The sequence below is a fragment of the Synechococcus sp. CCY9201 genome (assembly GCF_034931105.1).
In the GTDB taxonomy this organism is placed as follows: Bacteria; Cyanobacteriota; Cyanobacteriia; order PCC-6307; family Cyanobiaceae; genus CBW1002.
The window spans coordinates 1-25,542 of the sequence record NZ_JAYGIC010000051.1; the positions used below are offsets into that span (position 1 = coordinate 1).

At 66.3% G+C, this 25,542-nt stretch carries 25 protein-coding genes; 8 read left to right on the forward strand and 17 right to left on the reverse strand.

Translation table 11 applies throughout. From position 1 onward, the window contains the following. Nucleotides 1-248 (reverse strand): J domain-containing protein (locus VB716_RS05230; RefSeq protein WP_323269936.1); only part of this gene is annotated, 248 nt, incomplete at its 3' end. A gap of 85 nt (nucleotides 249-333) precedes the next feature. Here VB716_RS05230 and VB716_RS05235 point away from each other — a divergent pair. After that, complete coding sequence (locus VB716_RS05235; RefSeq protein ID WP_323269938.1) at nucleotides 334-1,161, forward strand: 16S rRNA (guanine(527)-N(7))-methyltransferase RsmG; 828 nt, start codon at nucleotides 334-336, stop codon at nucleotides 1,159-1,161. A gap of 5 nt (nucleotides 1,162-1,166) precedes the next feature. Here the strand turns inward: VB716_RS05235 and VB716_RS05240 are convergent, their stop codons facing one another. From VB716_RS05240 to VB716_RS05265, 6 genes are all read right to left on the reverse strand, one after another. Beyond that, nucleotides 1,167-2,342, reverse strand: coding sequence for an aldo/keto reductase (locus VB716_RS05240; protein ID WP_323269943.1), 1,176 nt, complete (start codon nucleotides 2,340-2,342; stop codon nucleotides 1,167-1,169). A 93-nt stretch (nucleotides 2,343-2,435) separates the two neighbouring features. After that, nucleotides 2,436-2,834: a ferredoxin gene (locus tag VB716_RS05245; protein WP_322758406.1), complete on the reverse strand. Its 399-nt coding sequence runs from the start codon at nucleotides 2,832-2,834 to the stop codon at nucleotides 2,436-2,438. After that, nucleotides 2,831-3,223, reverse strand: a complete 393-nt coding sequence (locus VB716_RS05250) for a DUF1257 domain-containing protein (RefSeq protein ID WP_197156880.1) — start codon at nucleotides 3,221-3,223, stop codon at nucleotides 2,831-2,833. Before VB716_RS05250 ends, VB716_RS05245 begins: the two co-directional genes overlap by 4 nt. 18 nt (nucleotides 3,224-3,241) lie before the next feature. Next, on the reverse strand, nucleotides 3,242-3,472 hold the full coding sequence (locus VB716_RS05255) for a DUF2997 domain-containing protein (protein ID WP_197156882.1): 231 nt from the start codon (nucleotides 3,470-3,472) through the stop codon (nucleotides 3,242-3,244). Nucleotides 3,473-3,514: 42 nt separating this feature from the next. Then, complete coding sequence (locus VB716_RS05260; RefSeq protein WP_197170615.1) at nucleotides 3,515-4,360, reverse strand: HEAT repeat domain-containing protein; 846 nt, start codon at nucleotides 4,358-4,360, stop codon at nucleotides 3,515-3,517. A 25-nt stretch (nucleotides 4,361-4,385) separates the two neighbouring features. Then, nucleotides 4,386-4,511, reverse strand: a complete 126-nt coding sequence (locus VB716_RS05265) for a hypothetical protein (RefSeq protein ID WP_255518220.1) — start codon at nucleotides 4,509-4,511, stop codon at nucleotides 4,386-4,388. Between the two features lie 103 nt (nucleotides 4,512-4,614). Between VB716_RS05265 and VB716_RS05270 the strand changes: the two genes are divergently transcribed. Continuing rightward, the gene (locus tag VB716_RS05270; protein ID WP_323269939.1) at nucleotides 4,615-5,937 is read left to right on the forward strand and encodes an AmpG family muropeptide MFS transporter; all 1,323 of its coding nucleotides are present in this window, start codon (nucleotides 4,615-4,617) and stop codon (nucleotides 5,935-5,937) included. A 24-nt stretch (nucleotides 5,938-5,961) separates the two neighbouring features. On the opposite strand, the gene rlmN is transcribed toward VB716_RS05270, so the two are convergent. From rlmN to rpsT, 7 genes are all read right to left on the reverse strand, one after another. Next, nucleotides 5,962-7,032: a 23S rRNA (adenine(2503)-C(2))-methyltransferase RlmN gene (rlmN, locus tag VB716_RS05275; protein ID WP_322758403.1), complete on the reverse strand. Its 1,071-nt coding sequence runs from the start codon at nucleotides 7,030-7,032 to the stop codon at nucleotides 5,962-5,964. Then, nucleotides 7,032-7,190, reverse strand: coding sequence for a chlorophyll a/b-binding protein (locus VB716_RS05280; protein ID WP_197156890.1), 159 nt, complete (start codon nucleotides 7,188-7,190; stop codon nucleotides 7,032-7,034). The genes rlmN and VB716_RS05280 overlap by 1 nt, the downstream gene beginning before the upstream one ends. Nucleotides 7,191-7,270: 80 nt before the next feature. Beyond that, nucleotides 7,271-11,365 (reverse strand): DNA-directed RNA polymerase subunit beta', encoded by a 4,095-nt coding sequence (locus VB716_RS05285; protein WP_416238085.1) that lies wholly within the window; start codon nucleotides 11,363-11,365, stop codon nucleotides 7,271-7,273. A gap of 60 nt (nucleotides 11,366-11,425) precedes the next feature. Then, on the reverse strand, nucleotides 11,426-13,330 hold the full coding sequence (locus VB716_RS05290; RefSeq protein ID WP_197156894.1) for a DNA-directed RNA polymerase subunit gamma: 1,905 nt from the start codon (nucleotides 13,328-13,330) through the stop codon (nucleotides 11,426-11,428). A 46-nt stretch (nucleotides 13,331-13,376) separates the two neighbouring features. Beyond that, nucleotides 13,377-16,667, reverse strand: coding sequence for a DNA-directed RNA polymerase subunit beta (gene rpoB, locus VB716_RS05295; RefSeq protein WP_322758401.1), 3,291 nt, complete (start codon nucleotides 16,665-16,667; stop codon nucleotides 13,377-13,379). Between the two features lie 265 nt (nucleotides 16,668-16,932). Continuing rightward, complete coding sequence (locus VB716_RS05300; RefSeq protein ID WP_323269940.1) at nucleotides 16,933-17,727, reverse strand: TatD family hydrolase; 795 nt, start codon at nucleotides 17,725-17,727, stop codon at nucleotides 16,933-16,935. A gap of 44 nt (nucleotides 17,728-17,771) precedes the next feature. Then, nucleotides 17,772-18,077: a 30S ribosomal protein S20 gene (gene rpsT, locus VB716_RS05305; protein ID WP_197156899.1), complete on the reverse strand. Its 306-nt coding sequence runs from the start codon at nucleotides 18,075-18,077 to the stop codon at nucleotides 17,772-17,774. A 169-nt stretch (nucleotides 18,078-18,246) separates the two neighbouring features. On the opposite strand from rpsT, the gene hisD reads away from it, so the two are divergent. Beyond that, the gene (gene hisD / locus VB716_RS05310) at nucleotides 18,247-19,536 is read left to right on the forward strand and encodes a histidinol dehydrogenase (RefSeq protein ID WP_323269945.1); all 1,290 of its coding nucleotides are present in this window, start codon (nucleotides 18,247-18,249) and stop codon (nucleotides 19,534-19,536) included. 30 nt (nucleotides 19,537-19,566) lie between these two features. Here hisD and rpiA read toward each other — a convergent pair whose 3' ends face one another. The 3 genes from rpiA to VB716_RS05325 form a co-directional block, all read right to left on the reverse strand. Then, the gene (gene rpiA, locus VB716_RS05315) at nucleotides 19,567-20,280 is read right to left on the reverse strand and encodes a ribose-5-phosphate isomerase RpiA (protein WP_322758400.1); all 714 of its coding nucleotides are present in this window, start codon (nucleotides 20,278-20,280) and stop codon (nucleotides 19,567-19,569) included. 64 nt (nucleotides 20,281-20,344) lie between these two features. Continuing rightward, nucleotides 20,345-21,469 carry a trypsin-like peptidase domain-containing protein gene (locus VB716_RS05320; RefSeq protein WP_197158892.1) on the reverse strand — a complete coding sequence of 375 codons (1,125 nt, stop codon included), beginning with the start codon at nucleotides 21,467-21,469 and terminating at the stop codon, nucleotides 20,345-20,347. Nucleotides 21,470-21,570: 101 nt separating this feature from the next. Beyond that, on the reverse strand, nucleotides 21,571-22,386 hold the full coding sequence (locus VB716_RS05325) for a metallophosphoesterase (protein WP_323269941.1): 816 nt from the start codon (nucleotides 22,384-22,386) through the stop codon (nucleotides 21,571-21,573). A gap of 162 nt (nucleotides 22,387-22,548) precedes the next feature. Here VB716_RS05325 and VB716_RS05330 point away from each other — a divergent pair, with 162 nt between their 5' ends. The 5 genes from VB716_RS05330 to VB716_RS05350 form a co-directional block, all read left to right on the forward strand. Beyond that, complete coding sequence (locus tag VB716_RS05330) at nucleotides 22,549-22,818, forward strand: hypothetical protein (protein WP_197156905.1); 270 nt, start codon at nucleotides 22,549-22,551, stop codon at nucleotides 22,816-22,818. A gap of 126 nt (nucleotides 22,819-22,944) precedes the next feature. Further along, nucleotides 22,945-23,418, forward strand: a complete 474-nt coding sequence (locus VB716_RS05335; protein WP_197170624.1) for a ribosome assembly cofactor RimP — start codon at nucleotides 22,945-22,947, stop codon at nucleotides 23,416-23,418. Nucleotides 23,419-23,472: 54 nt separating this feature from the next. After that, nucleotides 23,473-24,936, forward strand: a complete 1,464-nt coding sequence (gene nusA, locus VB716_RS05340) for a transcription termination factor NusA (protein ID WP_322758397.1) — start codon at nucleotides 23,473-23,475, stop codon at nucleotides 24,934-24,936. Continuing rightward, nucleotides 24,936-25,211 carry a YlxR family protein gene (locus VB716_RS05345; RefSeq protein ID WP_370594662.1) on the forward strand — a complete coding sequence of 92 codons (276 nt, stop codon included), beginning with the start codon at nucleotides 24,936-24,938 and terminating at the stop codon, nucleotides 25,209-25,211. Before nusA ends, VB716_RS05345 begins: the two co-directional genes overlap by 1 nt. A gap of 83 nt (nucleotides 25,212-25,294) precedes the next feature. Beyond that, nucleotides 25,295-25,542: translation initiation factor IF-2 N-terminal domain-containing protein (locus VB716_RS05350; RefSeq protein WP_323269942.1), on the forward strand; the 248-nt coding region annotated here is incomplete at its 3' end.

Genomic DNA, 25,542 nt, shown 5'->3' on the forward strand with positions numbered 1-25,542 from the left:
CGGCGCAGCTGGGCGTCGTAGGCCTGCCGGCGCTGCGGATCACTGAGCACGGCATAGGCCTCCTGCAGCCGCTGAAACGCGGCCGCGGCCTCAGCCGCGGGCAGGGTGGTGGTGTCGGGGTGGAAACGCTTGCTGAGATTGCGAAAGGATTGCCGCAGGTCCTGGGCGCTGGCGCCCGGATCCAGCTGCAGCAAGGCGTAATGGCTCGGCGTGGGCAGGAGGCTGGAAGGGGTCGTCGGGCTGGGCATGGCCCCAGGGCTTGGCCGCGGCCGCCACGGGGCTGCCGCCAGGATGTGGGGGATCCTAGGGAGAACAGTCCTGGATCCTCCGCCGATGCCGAGCCGGCCCGATGCCCCCCCCCCGGAGGATGCCGCCCCGGAGGATGCCACGGCCAGTGCACCTGCCGATACCGCTGCCGGTCCGGCGCTGTGGCAGGCCCTGGGTTGGCAGCCCACGCCGCTGCAGCAGCAGCAGTTCTCAGCGCTCCAGGAGCAGCTGCGCCTCTGGAACGGCCGGCTCAACCTCACCCGCCTGGTGGAGGGCGAAGACTTCTGGATCGCCCAGGTGTTCGACAGCCTCTGGCCCTTCCTGCCGCTGCTTGAGGCCGAGGCGGTCGCTGCCACTGACGCTTCACCCCTGGAGCTGATCGACGTGGGCACCGGCGGCGGCTTCCCGGGGCTGGCGGTGGCGATCGCCCTGCCCCGGGCCCGTCTCACCCTGGTGGATTCGGTGGGCCGCAAGGTGGAAGCGGTCCGGGCCATGGCAACGGCCCTGGGCCTGGGCGAGCGGGTGAACCTGCGCTGCGAGCGCATCGAGAAGACGGGTCAGGCGGCCGCCTGCCGCGGTCGTTTCGACTGGGCGATGGCCCGGGCCGTCGCCAGCGCGCCGGTGGTGGCCGAATACCTGGTGCCGCTGCTGCGCCCCAGCGGCCAGGCCCTGCTCTACCGCGGCCAATGGAGCAACGACGATCAGGCCGCCCTGGATCGGGCCCTGGTGCCGCTGCGGGCCCGTTGCGCCCTGAGCCAAGCCCGTGACCTGCCGGCCGGCCGCGGCATCCGCCACGCCCTGATCCTGACCCCCACCGGCCCCTGCCCCCGCACCTATCCGCGGGCGGTGGGACTGCCCAGCAAGCAGCCCCTGGGTACGGCCATCGCCCGCTGACGGGATCAGGGAACCGCCAGACGCTTGGTTGGCTGCCCCCCGACCCGCTGACGCAACTGGCGCAGCAGCTCGGGAATCCGCGCGGCCCAGGGGCTCTCGCCCAACACCGCCTGAAGCTCCTGTTCGCTGACGGCGTGATCGAGCTGATCGGCGTTCTCCCCAGGAAACCAGTGGCTGCCGTTGCCCAGCAGCCCATAGCGAGCCCGGGCGAAGCTCTCCAGATCCCAGGCTTCGAGCAGCTCGTACAGCCACAGCAGCACCGGCAGATTGATCTGGCCGGGGGTATGGGTCCAGTCCGGCAGGCCCTGGAATGCGGTGGCCAGCCAGGCCTCACCCAGGCGCTCGCGTCGTGCCGCCTGCAGGCGCTCCAGAATGGGTGGCAGCAGCTCGCCGGCCCGGGGCAACAGCTGCACCGCCTCCAGATGGAGATCCAGATCGGCCGGCCCTGCCGCCCCCACACTGATCGTGTGCACGCCGGGGTCAGCGAGGCAGAAGAGATCGTTGAACACGATCGGATGCAGTGGTTCGCAGAGCTCCAGCAGACGCGGCGACGGACTGTGCAGATGGCCGCCCTTGTCGGTGGGGCTGATCACGAACACCCCCATGTCGTGGGCACGGGCCCGATCGATGGCGGGGCGATTGTCCTGGCGGATGAAGTACCAGTGCAGGTTGACGTAATCAAACTGATCGCTCCCGATCGCCGCCAGGATCAGCGGCAAGGGCGCATGGGTGGAGAAGCCCACCGATCCGATCCGGCCCTGCTGCTGCCAGCGGCGCACCACCTCCAGGCAGCCGCCGGGCCGCAGGGTCTGATCGAGATGCTCGGGCAGGTTGATGCCATGCACCGCCAGCAGATCGATGCGGCCGGGGCTGTGGGGATCGTCCAGCCCGAGACGCCGGAAGCTCCGCTCCAGCTCGGTTTCAAAGGCAACCGGATCCTCAGCGGGGGGCACCTTGGTCTGCAGAAGCCGATGCGGATCGCTGACCGAACCGAGCAGATCGCCCAATTGACGTTCGGAGGTGCCGTAATGGCGTGCGGTTTCGATGTGGTGCAGGCCCGCTGCCGCCGCCGTCTCCAGGGTGGCGCGCAGATTGGCCTGGCTGGCCGCGGTGATCGCATCGGCCGGTAGATCGCTCCAGCTCTGCTGGAAGCGCATCCCCCCCAGCGACAGCACCGGCATCGCCAGCTCGGTGCGGCCGAAACGGCGGCTGGGGATCGGGGAGAAGACGCTCAAAGAGACGGCAGGTCAGGCGAGGAGCTCAGACGGTTGATGTCAGCCAAGCGAGGAAAGGCGGCGCGGCAGGGTCCGCTTCAGCCGGGAGGAGGAGGGAAGCCCCAGGGGCTGAATGTCCTGCTGCTCGAGTTCGGCTTCCAGGGCCGGCAACCGCTCGTAGGCCACCCAGTGAATGCAATCCACCGGACAGGTCTCGATCGCCTCCTGAATCCGTTCGGTGCTGTCACCATCCTGGCGAATGGCACGGGAACGGCCCCAGTTGGGTTCCACCACGAAAGTGTTGGTGGCCACGTGGGTGCAGTAGCGGCAGCCGATGCAGACCGCTTCATCGACCCACACCGCCTGCTGGCGCAGAGCACCACCCAGCACCGGCTCAAGGCCACTGGGGGGGTCGACCTCTGTGGAAGCGGTGCGGAAGGCGAGAGCCGGGTCGCTCACCCGTCCCAACGGGTCACGACCAGCTCGATGGAACCATCGACCTGACTGGTCTGCTCACTCACCTGGAACCCCTCTTCAGCGGTGGCGGCCAGGATGCTGCGCAGGGCATAGCGCTGCTGCAACTGAGCGAGGAAGCGCTCCACCGGAATCGGCTGCTTCCAGAGATCCAGATCCGTCACCAGTTCATAGCTGCCGGCCTCAGCATTCCAGCGGAAGCCGATATCAGCACCACTGCTCTGGGACACGGCCAGATCGGCCGTCACGGTCTGGCCGCGATAGCCACGGACCGGCCGCTCGCCCTCGGCCGGGGCATGGCCCAGATCGGTGAGGGCAGCCACCAGCGCCTGGCGGTCGCGCAGCTCGGTTTTGACAGTGCTGAAGTGAGACATGGTTGAGCTGAACGCAGATCAGGCGGAGGTGGAGCCGAGCTGTTCGAGGGACTGGGACTGGCTGGCGATGGCCCCCTGGGAGACCCCGGACTGAAAGGCCTCAGCCGTGGGGCGGCGCTGCTGCACCGAACCGAGGCGCGCCTCGATCCGCTCGGTGAGTTGCTGGCAGCCTTCACCCTGGATTCCTTCCACCGTCTCCTCGACCCGACCATCGGGCCGGATGCGGAAACGGATGGTCCGTTGTGCCATCCCAGATCCAAAAGGGTTGCTGGATGTTAGCGGTGATTCCGCTCAGCTGAGCAGGCCCTCCTCCACCAGGGTCTGCAGCCGTTCCAGCACATCCGGCTGCTCCAACTGCTCGAGGGCGATCCGCGCCTCGTCCCGCACGCTCGATTCACCGTCTTCGAGCATGGTGTGCAGCAGGGTCTGCACCACGTCCTGCTGGCGGGGTTCCACCAGTTCCGGATAGAGGCGACCCAGGGCCCAGGCGCTGTTGCTGCGCACGGCGGGTTCACTGTCGATCCGCAGGCTCTGCAGTAGCTGGGCCGCCGCGGGATCGGCCTTGGCTGGCCCTGTGCTGCCCGCGTCCGCCAGGGAACTGGCCGCCCAGAGCCGCACCGCCGCCACGTCCACCTGCAGGGCTCGGATCAGGGGATTGAGAATCGGCGCCTCGGGGTAATTGCCCAGACTCCAGGCCACCGCCTTGCGGACATAGCCGTTGTCGTCGCCGGAGAGCAGACCCAGCAGGGGCTCCACGGCCAGAGGATGGGGATTGCGCCCGAGGGCATAGACCGCACTCATGCGCACGATCGGGCAGCTGGCACCCAGCAGAGGCAGCAGCAGGGGGTTGGAGCGCGGATCGCGATGCTCACAGAAGATCCGCAGACCCTGCATGCGCTGGTCGTGGCTGCCCTGCAGCAGCTCCAGACCGGCATCGCATTCGGCCGCCACATCGAACGATTCCGGCCCGAGGCTGTCGAGCTCATCGAGCGGGTCACCGAGCAGTTCCTCCGCCAGCTCGCGGGCCAGCACATCCGGATCAAGGGCCAGCTCGGGCGGACTGAGCCACTGGGGGGGCGTGGCGCCAGGCTCGGCCTGAGGGTCACGCGGATCGGAGGGCTGATGGTCTTCGCTCATGGCGGCGGTCCCGTCGGCGAGGAGATCAGAGGAGCGGAGCCGGGGCCGCCATGTCCCCGGGCAACCAGATGCGCGCACTCACCGCGACCAGGGCCAGGCCGAAGAGCAGCACGATCGCCGCCGGCAGCAGGGTAGAGCGAAAAAATTGCACGGAATCCAGACTTTGCATCCCATTGTGACGGCCCAGGGTGACGGGCCTTGGTGGCGGCACACCCGAAGGCTGCCCCTAGGGTTCGCCCACTCGCCCCGCACTGATGGCGTCTGAACGGATGGCGTCTGAGCCGGCAGCGACCCCTGGCCCCGCGCAGCACCGAGAGACAGACGGCACCGTCCGCCGCCTCGTGGCCGTGAGCGCCGAGGGTGTGGCCAGCGGCGCCCCGTTGATGGTGGGCAGCAAGCTGCTGCAGGGCTGGCTCACCGCCAGCGGCGTCCCCCTGGCGCTGATCGGCCTGATTCCGCTGGCGGAACTGCCGTACACGCTGAAGCTGTTCTGGGCGCCCCTGCTCGACCGCTGGCCGATCCCCTGGCCCGACCGGCGGCGGGGCTGGCTGCTGCTGATGCAGGTGATGCTGGTGGCGGTGATCGCCGCCATGGCGCTGCTGCGGCCCAGCACCGACCCGGCCAGCCTCACGGCCATTGGCATCGCAGCGCTGGTACTGGCGATCTGCAGCGCCACCCAGGACATTGCCGTGGATGCCTACCGCACTGACCTGCTGCCGGAACACGAGCGCGGGCCGGGCGCTGCCGCAGCGGCTTTGGGCTACCGGGCCGCCATGCTGGCCATCGGCGCCGGAGGGTTTCTGCTGGCAGGCCGCTACGGCTGGCCCGCCGCGTTCCTGGCCGCCGCCGCACTGGTGGGGGCGGTGATTCCGTTCACGCTCACGGCACCGAAGCTCAGACCGGTGGATCATGCCGTGAACAGCCTGCGCCAGGCCGTGCTGGGCCCGGCGCGGGAGTTCGTGCGCCGGGCCGGACCAGGCCGCACCTGGCAACTGCTGCTGTTGGTGCTGCTCTACCGCTGGCCCGATGGCCTGCTGAGCGCCATGGCGATTCCCTTTCTGCAGCTGCGGGGCTTCAGCGAGGCGGAGATCGGCCTGGTGCAGGGCGGCTGGGCGATCGGCGCCACCATCGTGGGCACGGTGCTGGGCGGGGCCCTGTTCGCCTGGCTGGGCATGAACCGCTCCCTGTGGCTGTTCGCCCTGGCCGGAGCCCTGGGCAACCTCAGCTACTGGGCCCTGGCGCGCTTCGGCGGCGGCTTCGCCGGACTGATCGCGGCGGTGAGCCTGGAGAACGTCAGCGGCGGCATGGTGGGCGCCGTGTTCGTGGCTCTGCTGATGAGCCTCTGCAATCCGCGCTTTTCCGCCACCCAGTACGCCTTGCTTTCAGGCGTCTATGCCATGAGCCGCTCGATCCTCTCGGCACCGGCGGGCGTGGTGGCGGAGCGGGTGGGCTGGCCCGGTTTCTTCCTGTTCACGGTGGCGGCGGCCGTGCCGGCCTTTCTGCTGCTGGCGCGCCTGGCACCCTGGAACGAAGCGGAAGCTCGCGGCGCCTTCGATCCGGCCAAGGATCCCACCTGACCGGTCTGGACAGGCTGCTGACCTTCAGGCCGGCGTGAGGCGTCGGCGCAGCTGGCCGCAGGCCGCATCCTGATCCAGGCCCCGGCTGGCCCGCACACTCACGGCCACATGCCGCTCCTGCAACGCGCGCCGGAAGGCCTCCACCCGCTCAGGGCTGGGGCGCTGGAAGTCCTCCTCCTCAATCGGGTTGTAGGGAATCAGATTCACGTGGCTCTGGAACCCCCGCAGCCGCTGGGCCAGGGTCGCCGCCTGACGGGGGTGATCATTGAGACCACCGAGCAGGATGTATTCGAAACTCACCCGCCGGCCGGTGATCGCCACGTAGTGGCGGCAATCCTCCAGCAACGTCTCGATCGGGTAGGCATGGGCGGTGGGGATCAACTCCTCCCGCAGCCGCTGATCCGGTGCATGCAGGCTCACGGCCAAGGTGAACTGGGCCCGGCCCAAGCGCTCCAGAGCCCGTTCGGCCAGAGTCGGCAGCGTGCGCGGCACACCCACCGTGCTCACGGTGATCTGACGCTGGGCCATGCCCAGATCGCGGCAGAGACAATCGATGGCCGCCAGCACAGCGTCCGTGTTGAGCAGCGGTTCGCCCATGCCCATGAACACCACATGGCTGGGGCGCAGATCCATCGCCTGGCGCACACTCAGCACCTGATCCACGATCTCGTTCACGGCCAGGGAGCGTTGCAGGCCGCCCTTTCCCGTGGCGCAGAAGCGGCAGGCCATCGGGCAGCCCACCTGGCTGCTGACACACACCGTGAGGCGCCCCTCCGCCGGAATTCCAACGGTTTCCAGGCTGAGGCCGTCGGCGGTGCCCAGCAGCAATTTGGTGGTGCCGTCGCGGGCGACGCTGCGGTGCAGCTCGCTGGAGCGACCGATCCAGTCAGAGGAACCCTCTGGTGGCACGGCGGCCAGGCTGTCGCGCCAGGCCTTCGGCAGCGCCGAGACATCCGAGAGACGCCGGGCTCCCTTGGCATAGATCCAGTCGTGCAGCTGCCGGCCACGGAAGGCTGGCTGGCCCTGGGATTGCGCCCACGACTCCAGCTCCGCCAGCCCCATCCCCAGCAGAGGCACAGCCGCCGAGCTCGCCATCAGGGGGTCACCAGCAGCCCATGCCCCAGAAACCATTCCACACCCAGCAATGCCATGAAACCGAGCATGGCGAGGCGGCCATGCAGCCTCTCGTTATGGGTGTGAAAGCCGAAGCGCGGCAATCGACGCTGGGGAACCGGAGTGGCGGTGGCGGTCATGGCGAAAGCAGCAGAACGTCAGAACGGCAGTCCGGCGCCGACCGCAGGGGGGTGCGGAAGATCGACGCCGGATCCAGACCTCAATCGTCGCTCAGCAGGCCCTCCTCCTGCAGACCCTCGACGGCATCGGGGTCAGGGATCAACTCCTCCTGCAGGCCATCGTCTGCCCCGGGGCGCGTGAAGGCGGCATAACTGCTGCCCTCGATGCCATGACGGCTGCGGGTGGCTTCGAGATCCGCATCGGAGGGATCGTCGAGCACCGCGGTGGAACTGGCCGGTGAGGGGAGTTCCACCGTGTAATCGGGGCGGAGGTTCTGCATGCGGCGGTAGCTGGCGTTCTCCTCCTCGAGGATGTCGGGATGGGGGCCCGCCTCAGCGCGCAGCTCCTCTTCGAAGCCGCCGAAGCCGGTGCCCGCAGGGATCAGGCGACCGATGATCACGTTCTCCTTGAGTCCCCGCAGCCAGTCGCTCTTGCCCTCGATCGCCGCCTCGGTCAGCACCCGGGTGGTTTCCTGGAAGGAGGCCGCCGAGATGAAGCTGTCGGTGTTGAGCGAGGCCTTGGTGATCCCCAGCAGCACCGGTGTGAACTCGGAAGGAGCACCCCCGGTGATCGCCATGGCCGAATTGACCTGCTCCACCTGACGCAACTCGATCAGTTCGCCGGGCAGCAGGGTGGTATCGCCCGCGTCCTCGATCCGCACCTTGCTGGTCATCTGCCGCACGATCACCTCGATGTGCTTGTCATCGATCGAGACGCCCTGGCTCTTGTAGACGTTCTGCACTTCCTGCACCATGCGGTATTGCAGTTGTGAGATCGCCTCCTGAGCCGCCTCCATGGTGGGTTTGCGGCTGCGGCGATCTTCGAAGAAGCACTCCAGCAGCTCGTGGGGGTTGATCGGACCATCGGTGAGCAGCTCACCGGCCGTCACCTGCTGGCCATCGCTGACCATCACGTTGCGGCCCAGCAGGATCGGGTACTCGGTGATGGCGTCATCGGCCTCGATCACCGACACCGTGATCGAATCATCGTCGTCACCCTGCTTGATCTGAACCGTGCCGTTCTTGCGGCAGAGCACGGCGGAATCCCGCGGGCGCCGCGCCTCGAGCAATTCTTCGATCCGCGGCAGACCCTGCACGATGTCGCCGGTCTTCTGACGTTCGAACACCAGCAGGGCAAGGCCGTCCCCACGCTGCACCAGCTCACCGTCACGCACGTGCAGCACCGAATCGGGCGAGACCATGTAGGGACGCCCCAGACGGATGGTCACAACGCCGCCCTCGATCTCCTCCACCTGGCCGCAGCAGGGAGCAACGAGGCCCTCAGCCAGAACATCGCCATCCACAACCCGCTGTCCAATGGCCACCTGGGGAGCAGCGGACCCGAGGGGGATGGAATGGGTGTCGCCTTCGCGCTCCACGATCAAGCGACGCACCGGCTCGTCAGCCTGCAGTTCAGGCAGCTGGACCACGCCGTCGTACTTGCAGAGGATCTGGGTGGTCGCCACCACATCCCCGCTCTTGACAGAATCGCCGTCCTGCACCTGCAGCTCAGTGTGGGTGGAGCCATGGCTGGCATCTGACAGGGTGTCGCGGCGGACCAGCAGGGATTCGAGGATCACCAGCTGCAGCCGTTCGATCGTCTTGGCCCGCTTGTCGGGCACAACCTCCACGTCCACCGTCATCTGGGGTGTCGTGTCGAAGGTGTCGAGAATCAGCTGGGTGCGCAGCAACTCCACACCCTCGACGCTCTTGATCAACTCACCATCCTTGAAGGTGAGACGTTGCGTGGCCTTGAGCCCCAGGGAGGGACCACCACTCTGCTTGACCGAGCCAAGATCGGGCAGATGGGCCTCATCAGGGATGGTGTATTCCTCCACCGGACGAAGCAGCAGGGCGCCACCCTCAGGCGTATCGACCGTCTCGACAAACACCATGGCCTCGGACTTGAGGGACGGTGCAATCTCTTCGCCAGGATTGACCAGTTTGCCCTCGCCGAAACGGCTGAGCACTTTGCTGTCGGACACCAGATGCAGGGTGCCGGAGCGAACAATGATCTCCCGCAGAATGTCGTTCTTCTGCGTCACCGTTACAATACCGGCGGTCTGGCTGAAGATGTCCTTGACCACCTCCGTTCCAGCTTCGATCCACTGGCCGTCTTCAATCATCAACAAGGAGATGTCTTTGTTGATTTCATGGGTCTCCTGCGGGATCCACAGCAGCGTGCCACCCTTGCTCACCTCATAGCCATTCTTGGCACTGCGAGCCTTCTTGATCGACAGGCCGGGGGCATACTTCACCAGGCCGCCGGTCTGGGTGCGGAATCGGTCATCCGCCAGCTCGGCGATCACCTCACCGGCACCGATCTTGCTGCCAGGAGCTGTCTTGAGCAGATAGCGGCTGTTGTCCTTGCCATCGAGATACCAGGTTTCACCCGAGTGGTTGGACTCACCAACCAGCTTGCAGTCGCGCAGGGTGAGGCTGGCCGTCACAATCTGCACTTCACGGGAATCTCCAGCCGACTCCCGCAGCCGCACGGCACCGCCGTACTCACTGACCAGACGACTCTCCGCCAGCACCTCACCTGTCACCACCGGCTTGACACCCTGAACCACCGGCTGGGCATTGGGAGGAAGGTTATAGACATCACCACTGAACACCCAGAGCCGACCCAGGCGGGTGGCCTTGAGGGTGATGTTTCCCTGGCGGTCAGTGACCTCCTTGGGCTGAATCACATCCTCGTAACGCACCTGGCCGGCCAGGTCGCAGATCACATCCTTGGTGGCCTTTTCAACGCTCTTTTTGGTGGTGGCACCGGATGAGATCTGGGCCAGCATCGTATCGGCGGGGGTGACGGCGCCATCGGCAACGAACAGCAGCGAACCGCTGCTGATGTCCAGCTTCTGGACTTTGCCCTTGCCCGTCGGTTTCACCGTCAGGGTGAAATCGGTTTCGGCAATCTGCGCTTCGACGCCGTGGGGCGTGCGGAAACCACGCACTCGCGCCTTGGATCCGAACTCAACCACACCCTCGACCAAAGAGCGCACCACACCGGTTTCAGCGGTGGACACACCACCGGTGTGGAATGTGCGCATCGTGAGCTGGGTGCCCGGCTCACCGATCGACTGGGCCGCGATGATGCCGACGGCCTCACCCAGGTCGACAAGTTCGTTGTGCGCCAGGGCCCAGCCATAGCACTTGCGGCAGACAGAACGTGACGCTTCACAGGTGAGCGGCGAACGCACCACCACGGAGCGCACCCCAGCGGCCTCAATCCGCTTGGAGGTCGGAGGATCGATTTCTCCATCGCGGTCCACCAGAATCTCACCATTGGCGTCCACCACCGGTTCACCCGCGAGGCGACCGGTGAGCTTGGAACCGAAGCGGCCCTTCTCATCGGCCTCAATCACGATCCCGCGGGTGGTGCCGCAATCGTCCTCCCGGACAATCACATCCTGGGCCACATCCACCAGACGGCGGGTGAGGTAACCGGAGTCTGCGGTACGCAGAGCCGTATCCACCAGACCCTTGCGGGCCCCGTAGGAGGAGATCACATATTCGGTGACCGTGAGCCCCTCACGGAAGTTGGTGCGGATCGGCAGGTCGATGATCTCCCCCTGGGGGTTGGCCATCAGGCCGCGCATGCCGACCAACTGACGCACCTGGGACATGTTGCCCCGGGCGCCGGAGTTGGCCATCATCCACACCGAATTGAGCGGATGATTCTCATCGAAGTTCCGCTTCACGGAGTTGACGAGACGCTCGTTGGTTTCGGTCCAGGTGTCGATCACCTTGGTGTGACGCTCCACCTCGGTGATCTCACCCAGGCGATAGCGCTCCTCTGTTTCGGTGATCTGCTGCTCTGCCTCTCGCAGCAGCTGCGGCTTGTCGTCCGGAACCTGCAGGTCGTCGACCGAGATCGACACGGCGGCCTGGGTGGCGTAGTGGAAACCAAGGTCCTTGAGCTCGTCGGCCATAGCCGCCGTAGCGGCGGTGCCATGGTTCTTGTAGGCCCAGGCCACCAGGTTGCGGAGGGCCTTCTTGTCGATCACGCGGTTGCGGAACGGCGGCGCCATCTTGCTCAGCGGCGCGTTGCGGCCCTCGGCTGTGAGGGTGGGCTCAACAACCGCAGCGGCTTTGGCCTTGGATTTGCTGGATTTGGACGATGTGGCGGTCATGGCAGCGCGCGCTGGAGAAAAACGAAAAGAGAAAGAAAGACTGTTCTGCTCTGCCGAAACTCAGGCGGCAGCCACCGCGTCGATGATGGTGTGATTGATCACAACACGACCCACCGTGGTGAGCAGATAGCGGCTGATCAAGGCGCCGTCTTCATCGAAACGATCGCGGCGATACTTCCACTGCTCGATGCGGGTCCCGTCGCTGAGGGTCTCCTCCTGCAAGGGAGCGCTCTCCTCATCGTCGCTCTCCACCTCACCGGAGAACCGCACCCAGACCCAGTCATGCAGGGTGAGGTGCTTCTCCTCGAAGGCGGCAATCACATCGTCGAGGCTGGCGAAGCTGCGGCGGCGATCGCCAAACGCAGGCTTGTCGTAGTCGGGCTTGACGGCCGTGAGGTAGTAGGCGCCGAGCACCATGTCCTGGGAGGGGGTGATGATCGGCTCACCCGTGGCCGGCGAGAGGATGTTGTTGCTGGCCAGCATCAACATGCGAGCTTCCGTCTGGGCCTCAATCGCCAGGGGCACGTGCACGGCCATCTGGTCACCGTCAAAGTCGGCGTTGAAGGCGGGGCAGACCAGCGGGTGCAACTGAATCGCACGCCCATCGACCAGCTTCGGCTCGAACGCCTGAATGCCGAGGCGGTGCAGGGTCGGGGCCCGGTTGAGCAGGATCGGATGGCCTTCGATCACCTCTTGAAGCACCTGCATCACCTCATCATCGGCGCGCGCAATCAGCTTCTTGGCAGCCTTGATGTTGTTGACGATGTTCTGACGGATCAGGCGATGGATCACGAACGGCTGAAACAGCTCGATCGCCATCTCCTTGGGCAGACCACACTGGTGCATCTTGAGCTTGGGGCCCACCACGATCACGGAACGACCGGAGTAGTCGACCCGCTTGCCGAGCAGGTTCTGACGGAAGCGGCCCTGCTTGCCCTCGATGATGTCGCTCAGCGACTTCAGGGCACGGTTGTTGGCCCCCACCACGGTGCGGCCTCGGCGGCCGTTATCGATCAGAGCATCAACGGCTTCCTGCAGCATCCGCTTTTCATTGCGGACGATGATCTCAGGAGCCAGGATCTCCTGCAGACGGCCTAACCGGTTGTTGCGGTTGATGACGCGACGATAGAGATCGTTCAGGTCGGAGGTAGCAAAGCGACCCCCATCGAGCTGCACCATCGGACGCAGATCGGGCGGGATCACTGGGATCACATCCAGCACCATCCAGTCGGGCTTGGCACCGGTGGCGATGAAGTTGTCGATCACGCGCAGACGCTTGATCAGTTTGGCCCGCTTCTGACCCTTGCTGGCGGCGATATCCTCGCGCAGCTGCTCAGCGATCACGGGCAGATCAAGGTCTTCGAGCAGCTGCTTGAGGGCCTCGGCGCCGATCCCCACCTGGGGCTCGTTCTCGATCTCCGAATCCTCGGCGTAAATCTGATCTTCGATTTCAAGCCACTCATCCTCGGTGAGTAACTGCTTGTAGGTGAGATCCTTGTGATCGCCCTTGTCGAGCACCACGTAGCAGTTGAAGTAGACGATCTGCTCCACATCCCGCAGGGGCATGTCGAGCAGAATCGCCACGTAGCTGGGGATTCCCTTCAAATACCACACATGCGAGACGGGGGCCGCCAGCTTGATGAAGCCCATGCGATGACGCCGCACGCGGCTCTCGGTCACCTCGACACCGCAACGCTCGCAGACGATGCCGCGGTGCCGCACGCGCTTGTACTTGCCGCAGTGACACTCCCAGTCCTTCGACGGGCCGAAGATCTTCTCGCAGAACAAGCCGTCCATCTCCGGCTTGAGCGTGCGGTAGTTGATCGTTTCCGGCTTGGTCACCTCACCCACCACCTGACCGTTGGGCAGCGTGCGCTGCCCCCACTGCATGATCCGCTCGGGGGAAGCGAGCGTGATCTTGACGTAGTCGAAGTGATTCTCGGTGCGGAGGTTGCTGTTGGACATGGGCTTGGAGCGCGCGGAGGTCGAAGGGAACGGAACGGATCAGCGATCAGTCGTCGTCGTAGTCCGCGACGCCGAGGGATTCGTAGGTGGGACGGCTGGGGGTGCTGCGGCGTGGATTGACGTCCTGCATCAGATCCACCTCCTCACCGGCATCGGTGTAGACGGCGATGTCGAGCCCCAGGGACTGGAGTTCGCGCATCAGCACCTTGAACGACTCGGGCGTGCCAGGCCGGGGGATCGGCTTGCCCTTGACGATGGCGTTGAGGGCCTCGTTGCGGCCCTGCATGTCGTCGGACTTGACAGTGAGCAGTTCCTGCAGGGTGTAGGCGGCGCCGTAGGCCTCCAGGGCCCAGACCTCCATCTCGCCAAGGCGCTGGCCACCCTGCTGCGCCTTGCCGCCCAGGGGCTGCTGGGTCACCAGGGAGTAAGGGCCGGTCGAACGGGCGTGGATCTTGTCGTCGACCAGGTGGACCAGCTTGAGAATATGGGCGAAGCCCACCGTGACCGGCTGATCAAACGGCTCGCCGGTGCGGCCATCGACCAGCTGGATCTTGCCGGGGTTCTCAGGGTCGTAGACCCAATCCTTGCCTGGAAGCGCCTTCGCCGTTTCCAGGAAGGCCTGCACGGTCTGCTTCGACATCTCGGGGCCGTGCATCTCATCAAAGGGCACCACCTTCACCCGTGACTCCAGGTGGGACGCCGCCCAGCCCATCAGGCACTCGAACACCTGACCGACGTTCATCCGGCTCGGCACACCCAGGGGGTTGAGCACGATGTCGATCGGCGTGCCATCGGGCAGGTAGGGCATATCTTCCCGCGGCAGGATGCGGCTGATGATGCCCTTGTTGCCGTGGCGGCCGGCCATCTTGTCGCCCACCTGGATCTTGCGGCGCTGCGCCACATAGACCCGCACCACCATGTTGGCGCCCGGCGGCAGTTCATCACCCTGCTCCCGGGTGTAGATGCGCACGTCAACGACGCGGCCGCGCTCAGTGCTGGGCACCCGCAGGGAGTTGTCGCGCACATCACGGGCTTTCTCGCCAAAGATGGCGCGCAGCAGTTTTTCCTCGGGGGGCTGATCGGATTCGCCCTTGGGCGTCACCTTGCCCACCAGGATGTCGCCACTCTCGACGTAGGCACCGATGCGGATGATGCCCATCTCATCGAGGTTGCCGAGGCTCTCCTCGGCAACATTGGGAATCTCGCGGGTGATTTCCTCGGGACCGAGCTTGGTCTGGCGAGCTTCAATCTCGTACTTCTCGATGTGCACCGAGGTGTAGAGATCTTCCTGCACGAGGCGATCACTCACCAGGATGGCATCCTCGTAGTTGTATCCCTCCCAGGGCATGTAAGCGATCAACACATTCTGACCCAGGGCGATTTCACCGCCTTCGCAGGCGGATCCATCGGCCAACACCTGACCGGCAATCACCGGATCGCCCAACTTCACAATCGGCCGCTGGTTGAGGCAGGTGTCCTGGTTGGAACGCTGGTATTTCTGCAGATAGTGGGTGTGATCCACACCGAATTCATCGCGGATCACGATCGCAGTGGCATCCACGAACGAAACCGTGCCATTCACCTTGGTGATCGGCACCATGCCGGAGTCGCGGGCCACCTGCGTTTCCAGACCGGTGCCCACCAAGGGGCGCTCCGGACGCAGCAGCGGCACGGCCTGCCGTTGCATGTTCGAACCCATCAGGGCACGGTTGGCGTCGTCGTGCTCGAGGAAGGGAATCAACGAGGTGGCGACCGAAATCACCTGCACCGGCGAAAGCTGGACATAGTCCACCTGCTCGGGAGGCACCTTTTCAAAGTCCTGGCGGTAGCGCACCGGTACCAGTTCGGCGGTGATCAGACCGGTGGAGTCGGTCGGAACATCGCCAGGGGCAACGCGGCACTCATCCTCGAGGTCGGCGGAGAGGTAGATCGGATCGCCCTGCTTGAGCACGATGCCCTCTTCCACCTTCCAGAAAGGCGTTTCGATGAAGCCGTACTCATTCACCCGGGCGTGGGTGGCGAGCGAGCCGATCAGGCCGGCATTCGGGCCTTCCGGCGTTTCGATCGGACAGATGCGGCCGTAGTGAGAAGGGTGAATGTCGCGTACGGCGAAACCGGCCCGCTCCCGGGTGAGGCCCCCTGGACCGAGGGCGCTGATGCGCCGCTTGTGGGTGAGCTCCGCCAGGGGATTGGTCTGATCCATGAACTGGCTCAGCTGACTGGAGCCGAAGAACTCCTTGATCGCCGCCACCAGGGGCTTGGGGTTCACCAGCTGGGCCGGGGTGAGCGATTCGGTCTCACCGACCGTCATGCGTTCCTTGATGATCCGCTCCAAGCGGTTGAGGCCCACACGCACCTGGTTCTGCAGGAGCTCACCCACCGAGCGCACCCGCCGATTGCCGAGGTGATCGATGTCGTCAAGGCTGGCGCCACCGACATCAAGTTCCAGGTTGATCAGGTAATCGATCGTGCTGAGCACATCCTCGGGCGTGAGGGTGCGAGTCGCATCAGGAATCGTGAGGCGGAGTTTCTTGTTGATCTTGTAGCGACCGACCCGGCCGAGGTCGTAGCGCTTCGGATCGAAGAAACGGCTGTGCAGCAGCTGCTGACCGCCGCTGACGGAGGGGGGCTCACCGGGCCGCAGCTTCTTGTAGAGCTCCAGCAGGGCCTGATCTTCCGAGGCGATGCCCTCGTCGTTGGCCGCCTCGATCGACTTCTGGTAGTACTCCGGATGCCGCAGCTTGTCGAGCACATCGTTGTCCGACAGGCCGATGGCCCGCATCAGCACGTGGGCGTTGATCTTGCGGGTCTTGTCGACACGCACGTGCAGCAGGTCGTTCTTGTCGGTCTCGAACTTCAGCCAGGCACCGCGGTTGGGGATCAGGCTGGCGTTGAAGGTCTTGCGGCCGTTCTTGTCCTGCTCATCCTTGAAATAGACCCCGGGCGACCGCACGATCTGGTTGACGATCACGCGCTCAGCGCCATTGATGATGAACGTGCCACGCTCGGTCATCAGAGGCAGTTCACCGATGAACACCTCCTGCTCCTTGATCTCGCCGGTCTCCTTATTGACCAGGCGGCAGGTCACATACATCTGTGACGCGAAGGTGGCGTCGCGGCGCTTGGCCTCCTCGACGTCGTGGCGCGGACGCTTGAGTCGGTACTCGCTACCGATGAAGTGAAGCTCCAGCTTGCCGGTGTAATCGGTGATCGGAGAGAAGCTCTCGAGCTCTTCGATCAGCCCCTTCTCCAGGAACCATTTGAAGCTCGCCCGCTGTACCTCCACCAGATCAGGGAGATAAGTGGCGGTCTTGGCGACCTGGATCGCGCTGCTCATGCGGTGGACCTGCAGGAACGGTGGGGTAGAAGATGGGCTCGGTGGAACGGCAACGGCTGTGGACGCCGTTGGAGGATTGCCACCGATTGGGCTTGAGGGGTTGGGGTGCAGCTGAGGCCGGTGAGCCAGTGCAGGAGAACTCCGACATGCGAACAGCCGCTCCTGGGTCCAGGAACGGCCGCCGCTGCCGGCTCTCTTTACGGGACTCGCTTCACGGCTGCAGGCGTCGGCAAAGGAGCGCTTCCGCTACCAAGGCAATAAAAAATCATACACTGTCAAGCCCAAGTCCAAACAAGCGTGCTGCGTTGGCACTGCTGGTCTGGGCCACCTGCTCGAGGCTCTCGCCCCTGAGCTCGGCAACCCTGGCGGCCACGGCCGCCACGAAGGCGGGTTCGTTCCGCTTGCCTCGCCTTGGCACGGGGGCCAGGAACGGACAATCGGTCTCGACCAGAAAACGATCGGCGGGCACCACCCGAGCGCAGGCATGGGTGGCTTCGGCCTTGGGGAAGGTGACCGTGCCGCTGAAGCTGATGAACAGACCGAGCTCCAGAAAACCGGCCATCTCCTCAGGGGTTCCGCCCCAGCAGTGCATCACCCCACGGGGGCAACGCTGATCGGAGGCGCGATCGCGCAACAGATCGAGCATGGGCTCGGCCGCATCACGGCAGTGGATGATCACCGGCAGATCCAGCTCCACCGCCAGGTCCAGCTGGGGTACAAGAACCGCCAGCTGCTCGTCGAGATTCCGGACCCTGAACAGATCCAGTCCCAGTTCGCCGATGGCCACAACCCGAGGATCGTCGATGGCGGCCTGACGCAGCACCCTGGCGGTATCGGACTGCCAGTGCTCCGTATCCAGAGGATGGACACCCACGGAATAGCGGAGCTCGGGGAAACGGTCCGCCAAGGCACGGATCGCCGGGATCTCCGAGGGCTCAACGCAGGCATGGACCAGGCGCCGAACTCCGGCGTCACGCCAGCGCTGGGCCACGAGATCGATGTCGTCGTCGAAGTTTCGAAAAACGATGTGGCAATGGCTATCGACCAGGGTCGCCGGCATGGGGCTTGCAGAGGGACTGAGGTGATCGACCGCAAACGGCCGGATCAGCCGACAGCAGCGGCAGGCTCGATCGCCTTCTTGACAGCGGCGCTGATGCGCGACTTCTGATGGGCACCGGTGTTGCGGTGCAGAACACCACACTTCACGGCCTTGTCGATCTTGCTGAAGGCGGCGTTCATGCTGGTCTGAACCACGTCCTTGGCCTGATCGCCCGGCTCCTGCGCATAGCTGCTGCAGGCTGTGAAGCAGCGCTTCATCAGGGTCCGCAGAGCCGACTTGTAGGTGCGGTTCCGCTGGCGGTTGCGCTCCGCGATCTCGATGCGCTTCTTCGACGACTTGTTATTGGCCACAGGCGTACTGGCGCGGATTCGGCAAACGAGGATCCTACCGGTCGACCCATCACCCCCCCGACGAGCCGAGCTCTAGCGTGCTTACAACCTCTGCAGCGCCGGTCCTCCGCGCCTCCGCCCCGTGGTTGCCCCCGCCCCTGCCGCCGCCCCCGACCGCGCCCAAGGTCCGTTGCGACTGACGGTGCTCCACGATGCGACGGCGGCGCGGGAGCGGCTGGAGGCGATCGCCGAACGCACCAGCGGCAGCCGCCTGCTGCAGGAACAGCAGCGGGTGGAAGAAATCCTCGAGCAGGTGCGCCGCCAGGGCGACCAGGCGCTGCTGGAGCTGACCGAACGCTTCGATGGCATCCGCCCCGACCCGCTGCGGATTGCGCCGGAGCGCCTGGCGCAGGCCTGGCAGGAATGCCCGAGCCAGCTGCAGGACGCGCTGACCCTGGCGCACCAGCGCATCCTCGCTTTCCACGAGCGCCAGAAGCCTGAGGATCTGGCCGTGACCGGCCCCCACGGCGAACTGCTCGGACGCCGCTGGCGACCGGTGGAACGGGCCGGGCTCTACGTCCCCGGCGGGCGAGCCTCCTACCCCAGCACCGTGCTGATGAACGCCGTGCCGGCTCGGGTTGCCGGCGTGGAGCGGCTTGTGATGGTGACCCCACCGGGCCCCGGCGGCGAACCGAACGCCACCGTGCTCGCCGCGGCCCATCTGGCTGGGGTGACGGAGGTGTATCGGATCGGCGGCGCCCAGGCCGTGGCGGCCCTGGCCTACGGCACCGAAACGATCCCCCGGGTGGATGTGATCAGCGGCCCGGGCAATCTCTACGTGACCCTGGCCAAGAAGGCGGTCTACGGGCGGGTCTCGATCGATTCGCTGGCCGGCCCCAGCGAGGTGCTGGTGATCGCCGATCACACCGCCCGAGCCGAGCAGGTGGCCGCCGATCTGATGGCCCAGGCCGAACACGATCCCCTGGCCGCCGCCATCCTGCTCACCACCAGCGCCGAACTGGCCGCGGCCATGCCGGCGGCCCTGGAGGCCCAGCTGGCTGGCCACCCGCGGGCCGCCATCACCCGCAGCGCCCTGGAAGACTGGGGTCTGATCGTGCTCTGCGCCGATCTCGAGGAGGCGGCGGCCCTGAGTGATCGCTTCGCGCCGGAGCACCTGGAGCTGCTGGTCCACGACCCCCAGTCCCTCGCCAATCGGATCCGCCATGCCGGCGCCATCTTCCTGGGTCCCTGGAGCCCCGAAGCCGTTGGCGATTACCTGGCCGGTCCCAACCACACCCTGCCCACCTCCGGCACCGCCCGCTTCGCCGGTGCCCTGAGCGTGGAGACCTTCCTGCGCCACACCAGCCTGATTCACTTCAACCGCGCAGCACTGGAGGCCACGGGCGCGGCGGTGATCACCCTGGCCGAAAGCGAGGGCCTGCATAGCCATGCCGAGTCGGTGCGGCGGCGACTGGGCTGAGCCCCTGGGCGCCGCCGCAGGCCCGAGGCTTCAGCGCTTCACCAGATCCCGCACACCGGGCACGCCATCGACGATCTCGCCCACCAGCACCTGATCGGTGAGGTTCACGAACAGGCCGTTCTCGAGCACGCCAGGCAGGTTGTTGATCTCCCTCTCCAGGCCGAGCGGATCGGTGATCCCGCCGGCAAACGCCGCATCGAGCACGAGATTGCCCTGATCGGTCACCACCGGCCCGGCCTTGCGGACGGCCATGCGCAACTCCGCCGTGGCCCCCAGCGTGATCAGCTCAGCCTGGACCTGCCGCCAGGCACCGGGCAGCACCTCCACCGGCAGCAGAAAGCCCAGGTTGAGGGTCTCCACCAACTTGGTGGCATCCACCACCACCACGAAGCGATCGGCACGGCGGGCCACCAGTTTCTCCTGCACGTGGCAGGCACCGCCGCCCTTGATCAGCTGGAAGGAGGGATCCACCTCGTCGGCGCCGTCGATCGCCAGATCGATGCGCTCGATCGCATTGAGGCTTCTGAGCGGAATCCCCAGTTCCGCCGCCAGCACCTCGCCCTGGAACGACGTGGTCACCCCCACGATGTCCCTCAGCTCACCCTGCTGGAGCTTGGCTCCAAGGGCTCGGATCATCAGGGCTGCGGTGGAACCGGAACCCAGCCCCAGCACCATGCCGTCCTGGATCTGCTCGACCGCAGCCTCAGCCACGGCCTGCTTCATGCGGTCCTGCAGATCGGCCATGCCCTATGCAATCGGAGGGCCGTGACCGTAGCAATGGACCCAACGGAAGCCTGCAGGAAGCCCCTCAGCCAGCCATCGGCAGGGCGGCCGGACGGATCGAGAGCTTGAGCTCCCGCTGTCCCCGCAGCACCTTGAGGGGAAGCGGCTCGCCCACGGCGGCATGTTCCACCAGCTGCAGCAGCACCGACGGGCTGGCGATCGCCTGCTCACCGGCCGCCACCACCAGATCGCCGCGATGCAAGCCGGCCGCCTCCGCCGGACTGTCCGGCAGCACCCGCTGCACCAGGGCACCATCCCGTTCGGGCAACTGCACCAGGGCATCGGGATCGCGATTGTTCTCGCGGGCCCTCCGGGCCGTGAGCGGCACCAACTGCAGACCCAGATAGGGGTGCACGACCTGGCCACCGCCGGCCAGCTGGTCCGACACCCGCTTGGCCAGGTTGATCGGGATGGCGAAGCCCAGGCCAGCGCCCGGTCCGGAACGCACCAGGGTGTTGATGCCGATCACCTCACCGGCGGCGTTGATCAGCGGACCACCGGAGTTGCCGGGGTTGATGGCGGCGTCGGTCTGGATCAGATCGAGGCGCTTGTCGGCAAAACCGAGGCTGTTGATGTCGCGGTGCAGGCTGCTGACAATCCCAAGAGTCACGGTGCGCTCCAGGCCATAGGGGCTTCCCAGCGCAATGGCCCAGTCGCCCACCTCCAGGGCCTCGGAATCCCCCAGAGGGGCCGCCTGCAGCCCGCCACCGCGGGCGATCCGCACCAGGGCCAGATCGGTGACCGGATCGGTGCCCACCACGGTGGCGTCCAGCTGGCGACCGCTGGCCAGGGTGACCTCCACCGCATCGACCTGGTCCACCACATGGGCATTGGTGAGCACGAGGCCCTGGGAGGCCTCGATCACCACGCCGGAGCCCTGGCCCCGTTCACGCATGCTGCCGGCAGGGTCGCCGAACAGTTCCCGCAGAAACGGATCGAGCAGGGCCGGATCAAAGGGCTGGCGCGCCACGGTGCGCTCGGTATCGATCCGGACCACCGCCGGAGCCACGCGGCGGGCTGCCTCCGCCACGAAGCTGTGGGGAGTCGGCTGGGGGGCTGAAACCGCCAGGGTCTCGGAAGCCAGAGGGGCTGGCTCCAGCGACCAGGCTGGTGCGAGCGGCAGCAGCAGAGCCGCCAGCAGCACCAGCATCGCCAGCAGGGGCTGCCTCCATCGAGGCAAGCAGGGACCCGGCGCACGCGACGTGGGCGTCACAAAGCGTTCCAGCGTGGACAGACGGTGGGAAGCAAGCATCAGCCGACGCTAGGCACCACCGCCGGCGCCCAGCGCAGCAAGCGCTGCCGCAGGCCGGTCGGAGAGAGCGTGAGCAGCCTCCCGCCCGGGTCCTGAGCCCGGCCCTGAGGGCAGGCCTGCACCGCCGGGAAGGGGCAGAGGCTGGACGGACAGCCCAGCAGCGGCACCGCCGCACGACCCGGCAGGTGGCCGAGCCAGTGCTGGTGGATGTGGCCGAACACCACAGCCTGCAGACCTGCGGCGTCCGCCAGGAGATCAAGCAGCTCGGGACCATCGACCAGGGCGATCGCATCCATACCGGGATCACCGATCGGCACCGGTGGGTGATGCAGCGCCACCAGCAGGGGTTCGGCGGCAGTGCCGACCGCCAGCCGGTCCCTCAGCCAGGCGAGCTGCCGCGGGCCCAGCCGGCCCGCCAGCTGGCCGGGCCAATGGCTGTCGAGGAGCAACAGGCGAGCACCGGCAAGCCGCAGCTCCGCCGGGGCGATCCAGGCCTGGCGCCCCAGGGCCGCGCGCAGCAGCTGGGGATGATCGTGGTTGCCCGGCAACAGGGCCAGCTGGGGCCGTCCAGGCCCCGGGCAGACGGCCCCGAGCTGATCGCGCAGGTTGATGTAGCCGCCCCAGCTCTCGTCCTGGCAGAGATCGCCGCTGATCAGCAGCACATCAGGACGCTCCCCGCCGAGCTCGCCGACCGATCCACCGGCGCCAAGGGTCTGGTCCAGGGCCTGCCGCAACTGTGCCAGTGGCTGGCGGGCGCGATAGCAACCAGCCGGATCGGCCAGCAGGTGGGGATCGCTCAGCTGCAGGACACGCAAGGCAAGAGGGGGCGCCCGGACACAGCCGTGCAGCGCAGCGCTAAGGGGAATCCACTCTGGCGCCGAATCTGCCGGACCCGGCAGGGCTCGGTGGCAAATGGGCACGGCCGCGTCCCATCACGGCGCGATCGGCTTAAGTTGCCGCGAGTGTTTTCGCCGGCCATGGCTCCCATTCCTCCCGGCAGTCGTCAGCGCTGCACCCTCTGCCAGGTGGAGATCCAGGGCATGGTCGGAGGCAACGACCTGGTGCATTTCAGCCAGGGAGCACCCGGCAGCCGCGCCAAACTCTGGGCCCGGGTCTGCCAGTACCTGCGCACTCCGGAACAGTGCTCCCAGTGCCTCAACCAGGACGCGACGCGGCGCGGTGAGGTTGTCGCCAGCGACTACTACGCCGAAGCGCCGGAGATCGATCTCAGCAATCCCCTAGGGTGAATGGCTGCACTGCCCGCCGGGCAGGACCCGTTGCCGCCGAGCGCCGTCAGGCGAGGGCAGTGGCGGGGCAGTTCCAGAACTGCGAGGCCCGGCGGCCATGCACGCCGAAGCCCGCAGCCCTGAGCCTTGCCCCATCCGCTGATACCTGATCTGCTGCAGCTCGCCGCCCCAGTGGCCTCCACCCTGGCGCTGGAGGTGCGTGAGGTGCAGCTCCACACCCATCGGATCCCCCTCACCCTGCAGGTGGTGGTGCAGCGATCCGATGGCGCCGACATCAACCTCGATGAGTGCGCCGGCCTGAGCGGACCGCTGGGCGAGGCGATCGAGGCCTCCGGGCTGCTGACCGAGGCCTATGTTCTGGAGATCACCAGTCCCGGCATCGGCGAAGACCTCCACGACGATCGGGATTTCCGCAGCTTTCGAGGCTTTCCCGTGGAGGTCAGTTTCCATGACCCCAAAGGGCTTCGCACCAGCCTGGAGGGGTTGTTGCTGGAACGGGACGCCACGGATGTACGCCTCAATCAGCGGGGCCGCACCGTGCGCATCCCCCGCGACGCTGTGATTCGCGTCCGCCTGATCACTCCAGACGGCAGCGCCTGAGCCCCCGCGCTTCCGGTTCGTCTTCCCCCTTCCCCATCCACCACCGATTCGTCCATGGCCCTCGTCCTGCTCCCCGGTCTGAACAACCTGATCGAGGACATCAGTGAAGAGAAGAAACTTGCCCCCCAGGTGGTGGAGGCCGCTCTGAGGGAGGCCCTGCTGAAGGGCTATGAGCGCTACCGCCGCACCCTCTACCTGGGTATCAGCGAGGATCCGTTCGAAGAGGACTACTTCAGCAATTTCGACGTCTCGCTCGACCTCGATGAGGAGGGCTACCGGGTGCTGGCCAGCAAGATCATCGTGGAGGAGGTCGAGAGCGACGACCATCAGATCGCTTACGAAGAGGTCTGCCAGGTGGCCCCGGACGCCCAGGTGGGGGACACGGTGGTCCTGGATGTGACTCCTGAGAAGGACGACTTCGGCCGCATGGCCGCCGCCACCACCAAGCAGGTGCTGGCCCAGAAGCTGCGGGATCAGCAGCGCCGCATGATCCAGGAGGAGTTCGCCGATCTGGAGGATCCTGTGCTCACCGCCCGGGTGATCCGCTTCGAGCGCCAGAGCGTGATCATGGCTGTGAGCAGCGGCCTGGGCAGGCCCGAAGTGGAGGCGGAACTGCCGCGCCGTGACCAGCTGCCCAACGACAACTACCGCGCCAACGCCACCTTCAAGGTGTTTCTCAAGGAGGTGAGCGAGGTGCCCCGCCGTGGCCCGCAGCTGTTCGTCAGCCGCTCCAACGCCGGTCTGGTGGTGTATCTGTTCGAGAACGAAGTCCCTGAGATCCAGGAGGGATCGGTACGGATCGTGGCCGTGGCCCGCGAGGCCAACCCCCCTTCCCGATCGGTCGGTCCCCGCACCAAGGTGGCGGTGGACAGCGTCGAACGCGAGGTGGATCCGGTCGGAGCCTGCATCGGAGCCCGCGGCTCCCGCATCCAGCAGGTGGTCAACGAACTGCGCGGCGAAAAGATCGACGTGATCCGCTGGTCTCCCGATCCGGGTCAGTACCTCGCCAACTCCCTCAGCCCGGCACGGGTGGACATGGTGCGGCTGGTGGATCCCGATGGACGCCACGCCCATGTCCTGGTTCCCCCGGACCAGCTCAGCCTGGCCATCGGCCGCGAAGGGCAGAATGTGCGCCTGGCCGCCCGACTGACCGGCTGGAAGATCGATATCAAGAACGCCGCCGAATACGACCAGGCCAGCGAAGACGAGAAGGTGGCCGAACTGATCGCCCTGCGTCAGGAAGAGGAAGCTCTTCAATCGGAAGCGGAAGCTCGCCTGGCCGCTGAGCAGGCCGCCCGCGCCGAGGAGGACGCCCGCCTGCGCGAGCTCTATCCCCTGCCCGAGGACGAGGAGATGCTGGAGGGTGATGACGGCAGCGAAGCTGAGTTGGCTGAACCAGAGCCGGCTGAAGCCGATGTCCCGGCTGAGGCGACTGCCAGCGACACGGAATCCCTGGCCGACACGGAATCCCTGGCCGACCCTGAACCCGCCGCAGCCGACGAGGATGGAACCCGGTGATGGCGCGACCCGTTCTGCGCCGCTGCGTGGCCTGTGGAGAGCTGTTCAACCGCGAACAGCTCTGGCGGGTGATCCGGCTGGCGCAGGGCGGAATCGGACTGGACAGGGGCATGGGCCGCTCGGCCTACCTCTGCCCCAGCCGCAGTTGCCTGGACGAGGCGAAACGGCGCAAGCGGCTGCAACGGGCGCTGCGCACCCAGGTTGCAGATTCCATCATCGCCACGCTCAACCAGCGTCTGCGCGACGACGACGCGACCACCTCTGAGGCAAGATGAACCGTGGCCGCAGCATGGATGCGGCCCGGTGGCACCCGTTGTCCCGACTGGCGGCCGGACGGCCCCGACCCTTGGAGACCTGAATGACCAGCAGCGGCAAAGTCAGAATTTATGAGCTGTCCCGGGACCTGGGCCTGGAGAACAAGGACGTGCTCGATGCCGCCGAAAAATTGTCCATCGCCGTGAAGAGCCACAGCAGCTCGATCAGCGACGACGAGGCCATCCGCATCCGGACCCTGATCAAGGGCAACGGCTCCGGAGCGACCCCAGCTGCCCCGGCAGCGCCCGCCAAGGCCATTCTTTCCGTGAAGAAAGCCGCAGCCGACACCCA

What these genes read in the sequence shown, in the direction of transcription:
- VB716_RS05235 (WP_323269938.1), top strand. Translation starts at nt 334, where the DNA reads ATGCCGAGCCGGCCCGATGCCCCCCCCCCGGAGGATGCCGCCCCGGAG.
- VB716_RS05240 (WP_323269943.1), bottom strand. Translation starts at nt 2,342, where the DNA reads ATGCCGGTGCTGTCGCTGGGGGGGATGCGCTTCCAGCAGAGCTGGAGC.
- VB716_RS05250 (WP_197156880.1), bottom strand. Translation starts at nt 3,223, where the DNA reads ATGTCTCACTTCAGCACTGTCAAAACCGAGCTGCGCGACCGCCAGGCG.
- VB716_RS05255 (WP_197156882.1), bottom strand. Translation starts at nt 3,472, where the DNA reads ATGGCACAACGGACCATCCGTTTCCGCATCCGGCCCGATGGTCGGGTC.
- VB716_RS05260 (WP_197170615.1), bottom strand. Translation starts at nt 4,360, where the DNA reads ATGAGCGAAGACCATCAGCCCTCCGATCCGCGTGACCCTCAGGCCGAG.
- VB716_RS05270 (WP_323269939.1), top strand. Translation starts at nt 4,615, where the DNA reads ATGGCGTCTGAACGGATGGCGTCTGAGCCGGCAGCGACCCCTGGCCCC.
- rlmN (WP_322758403.1), bottom strand. Translation starts at nt 7,032, where the DNA reads ATGGCGAGCTCGGCGGCTGTGCCTCTGCTGGGGATGGGGCTGGCGGAG.
- VB716_RS05280 (WP_197156890.1), bottom strand. Translation starts at nt 7,190, where the DNA reads ATGACCGCCACCGCCACTCCGGTTCCCCAGCGTCGATTGCCGCGCTTC.
- VB716_RS05285 (WP_416238085.1), bottom strand. Translation starts at nt 11,365, where the DNA reads ATGACCGCCACATCGTCCAAATCCAGCAAATCCAAGGCCAAAGCCGCT.
- VB716_RS05290 (WP_197156894.1), bottom strand. Translation starts at nt 13,330, where the DNA reads ATGTCCAACAGCAACCTCCGCACCGAGAATCACTTCGACTACGTCAAG.
- rpoB (WP_322758401.1), bottom strand. Translation starts at nt 16,667, where the DNA reads ATGAGCAGCGCGATCCAGGTCGCCAAGACCGCCACTTATCTCCCTGAT.
- VB716_RS05300 (WP_323269940.1), bottom strand. Translation starts at nt 17,727, where the DNA reads ATGCCGGCGACCCTGGTCGATAGCCATTGCCACATCGTTTTTCGAAAC.
- rpiA (WP_322758400.1), bottom strand. Translation starts at nt 20,280, where the DNA reads ATGGCCGATCTGCAGGACCGCATGAAGCAGGCCGTGGCTGAGGCTGCG.
- VB716_RS05320 (WP_197158892.1), bottom strand. Translation starts at nt 21,469, where the DNA reads ATGCTGGTGCTGCTGGCGGCTCTGCTGCTGCCGCTCGCACCAGCCTGG.
- VB716_RS05330 (WP_197156905.1), top strand. Translation starts at nt 22,549, where the DNA reads ATGGCTCCCATTCCTCCCGGCAGTCGTCAGCGCTGCACCCTCTGCCAG.
- nusA (WP_322758397.1), top strand. Translation starts at nt 23,473, where the DNA reads ATGGCCCTCGTCCTGCTCCCCGGTCTGAACAACCTGATCGAGGACATC.
- VB716_RS05345 (WP_370594662.1), top strand. Translation starts at nt 24,936, where the DNA reads ATGGCGCGACCCGTTCTGCGCCGCTGCGTGGCCTGTGGAGAGCTGTTC.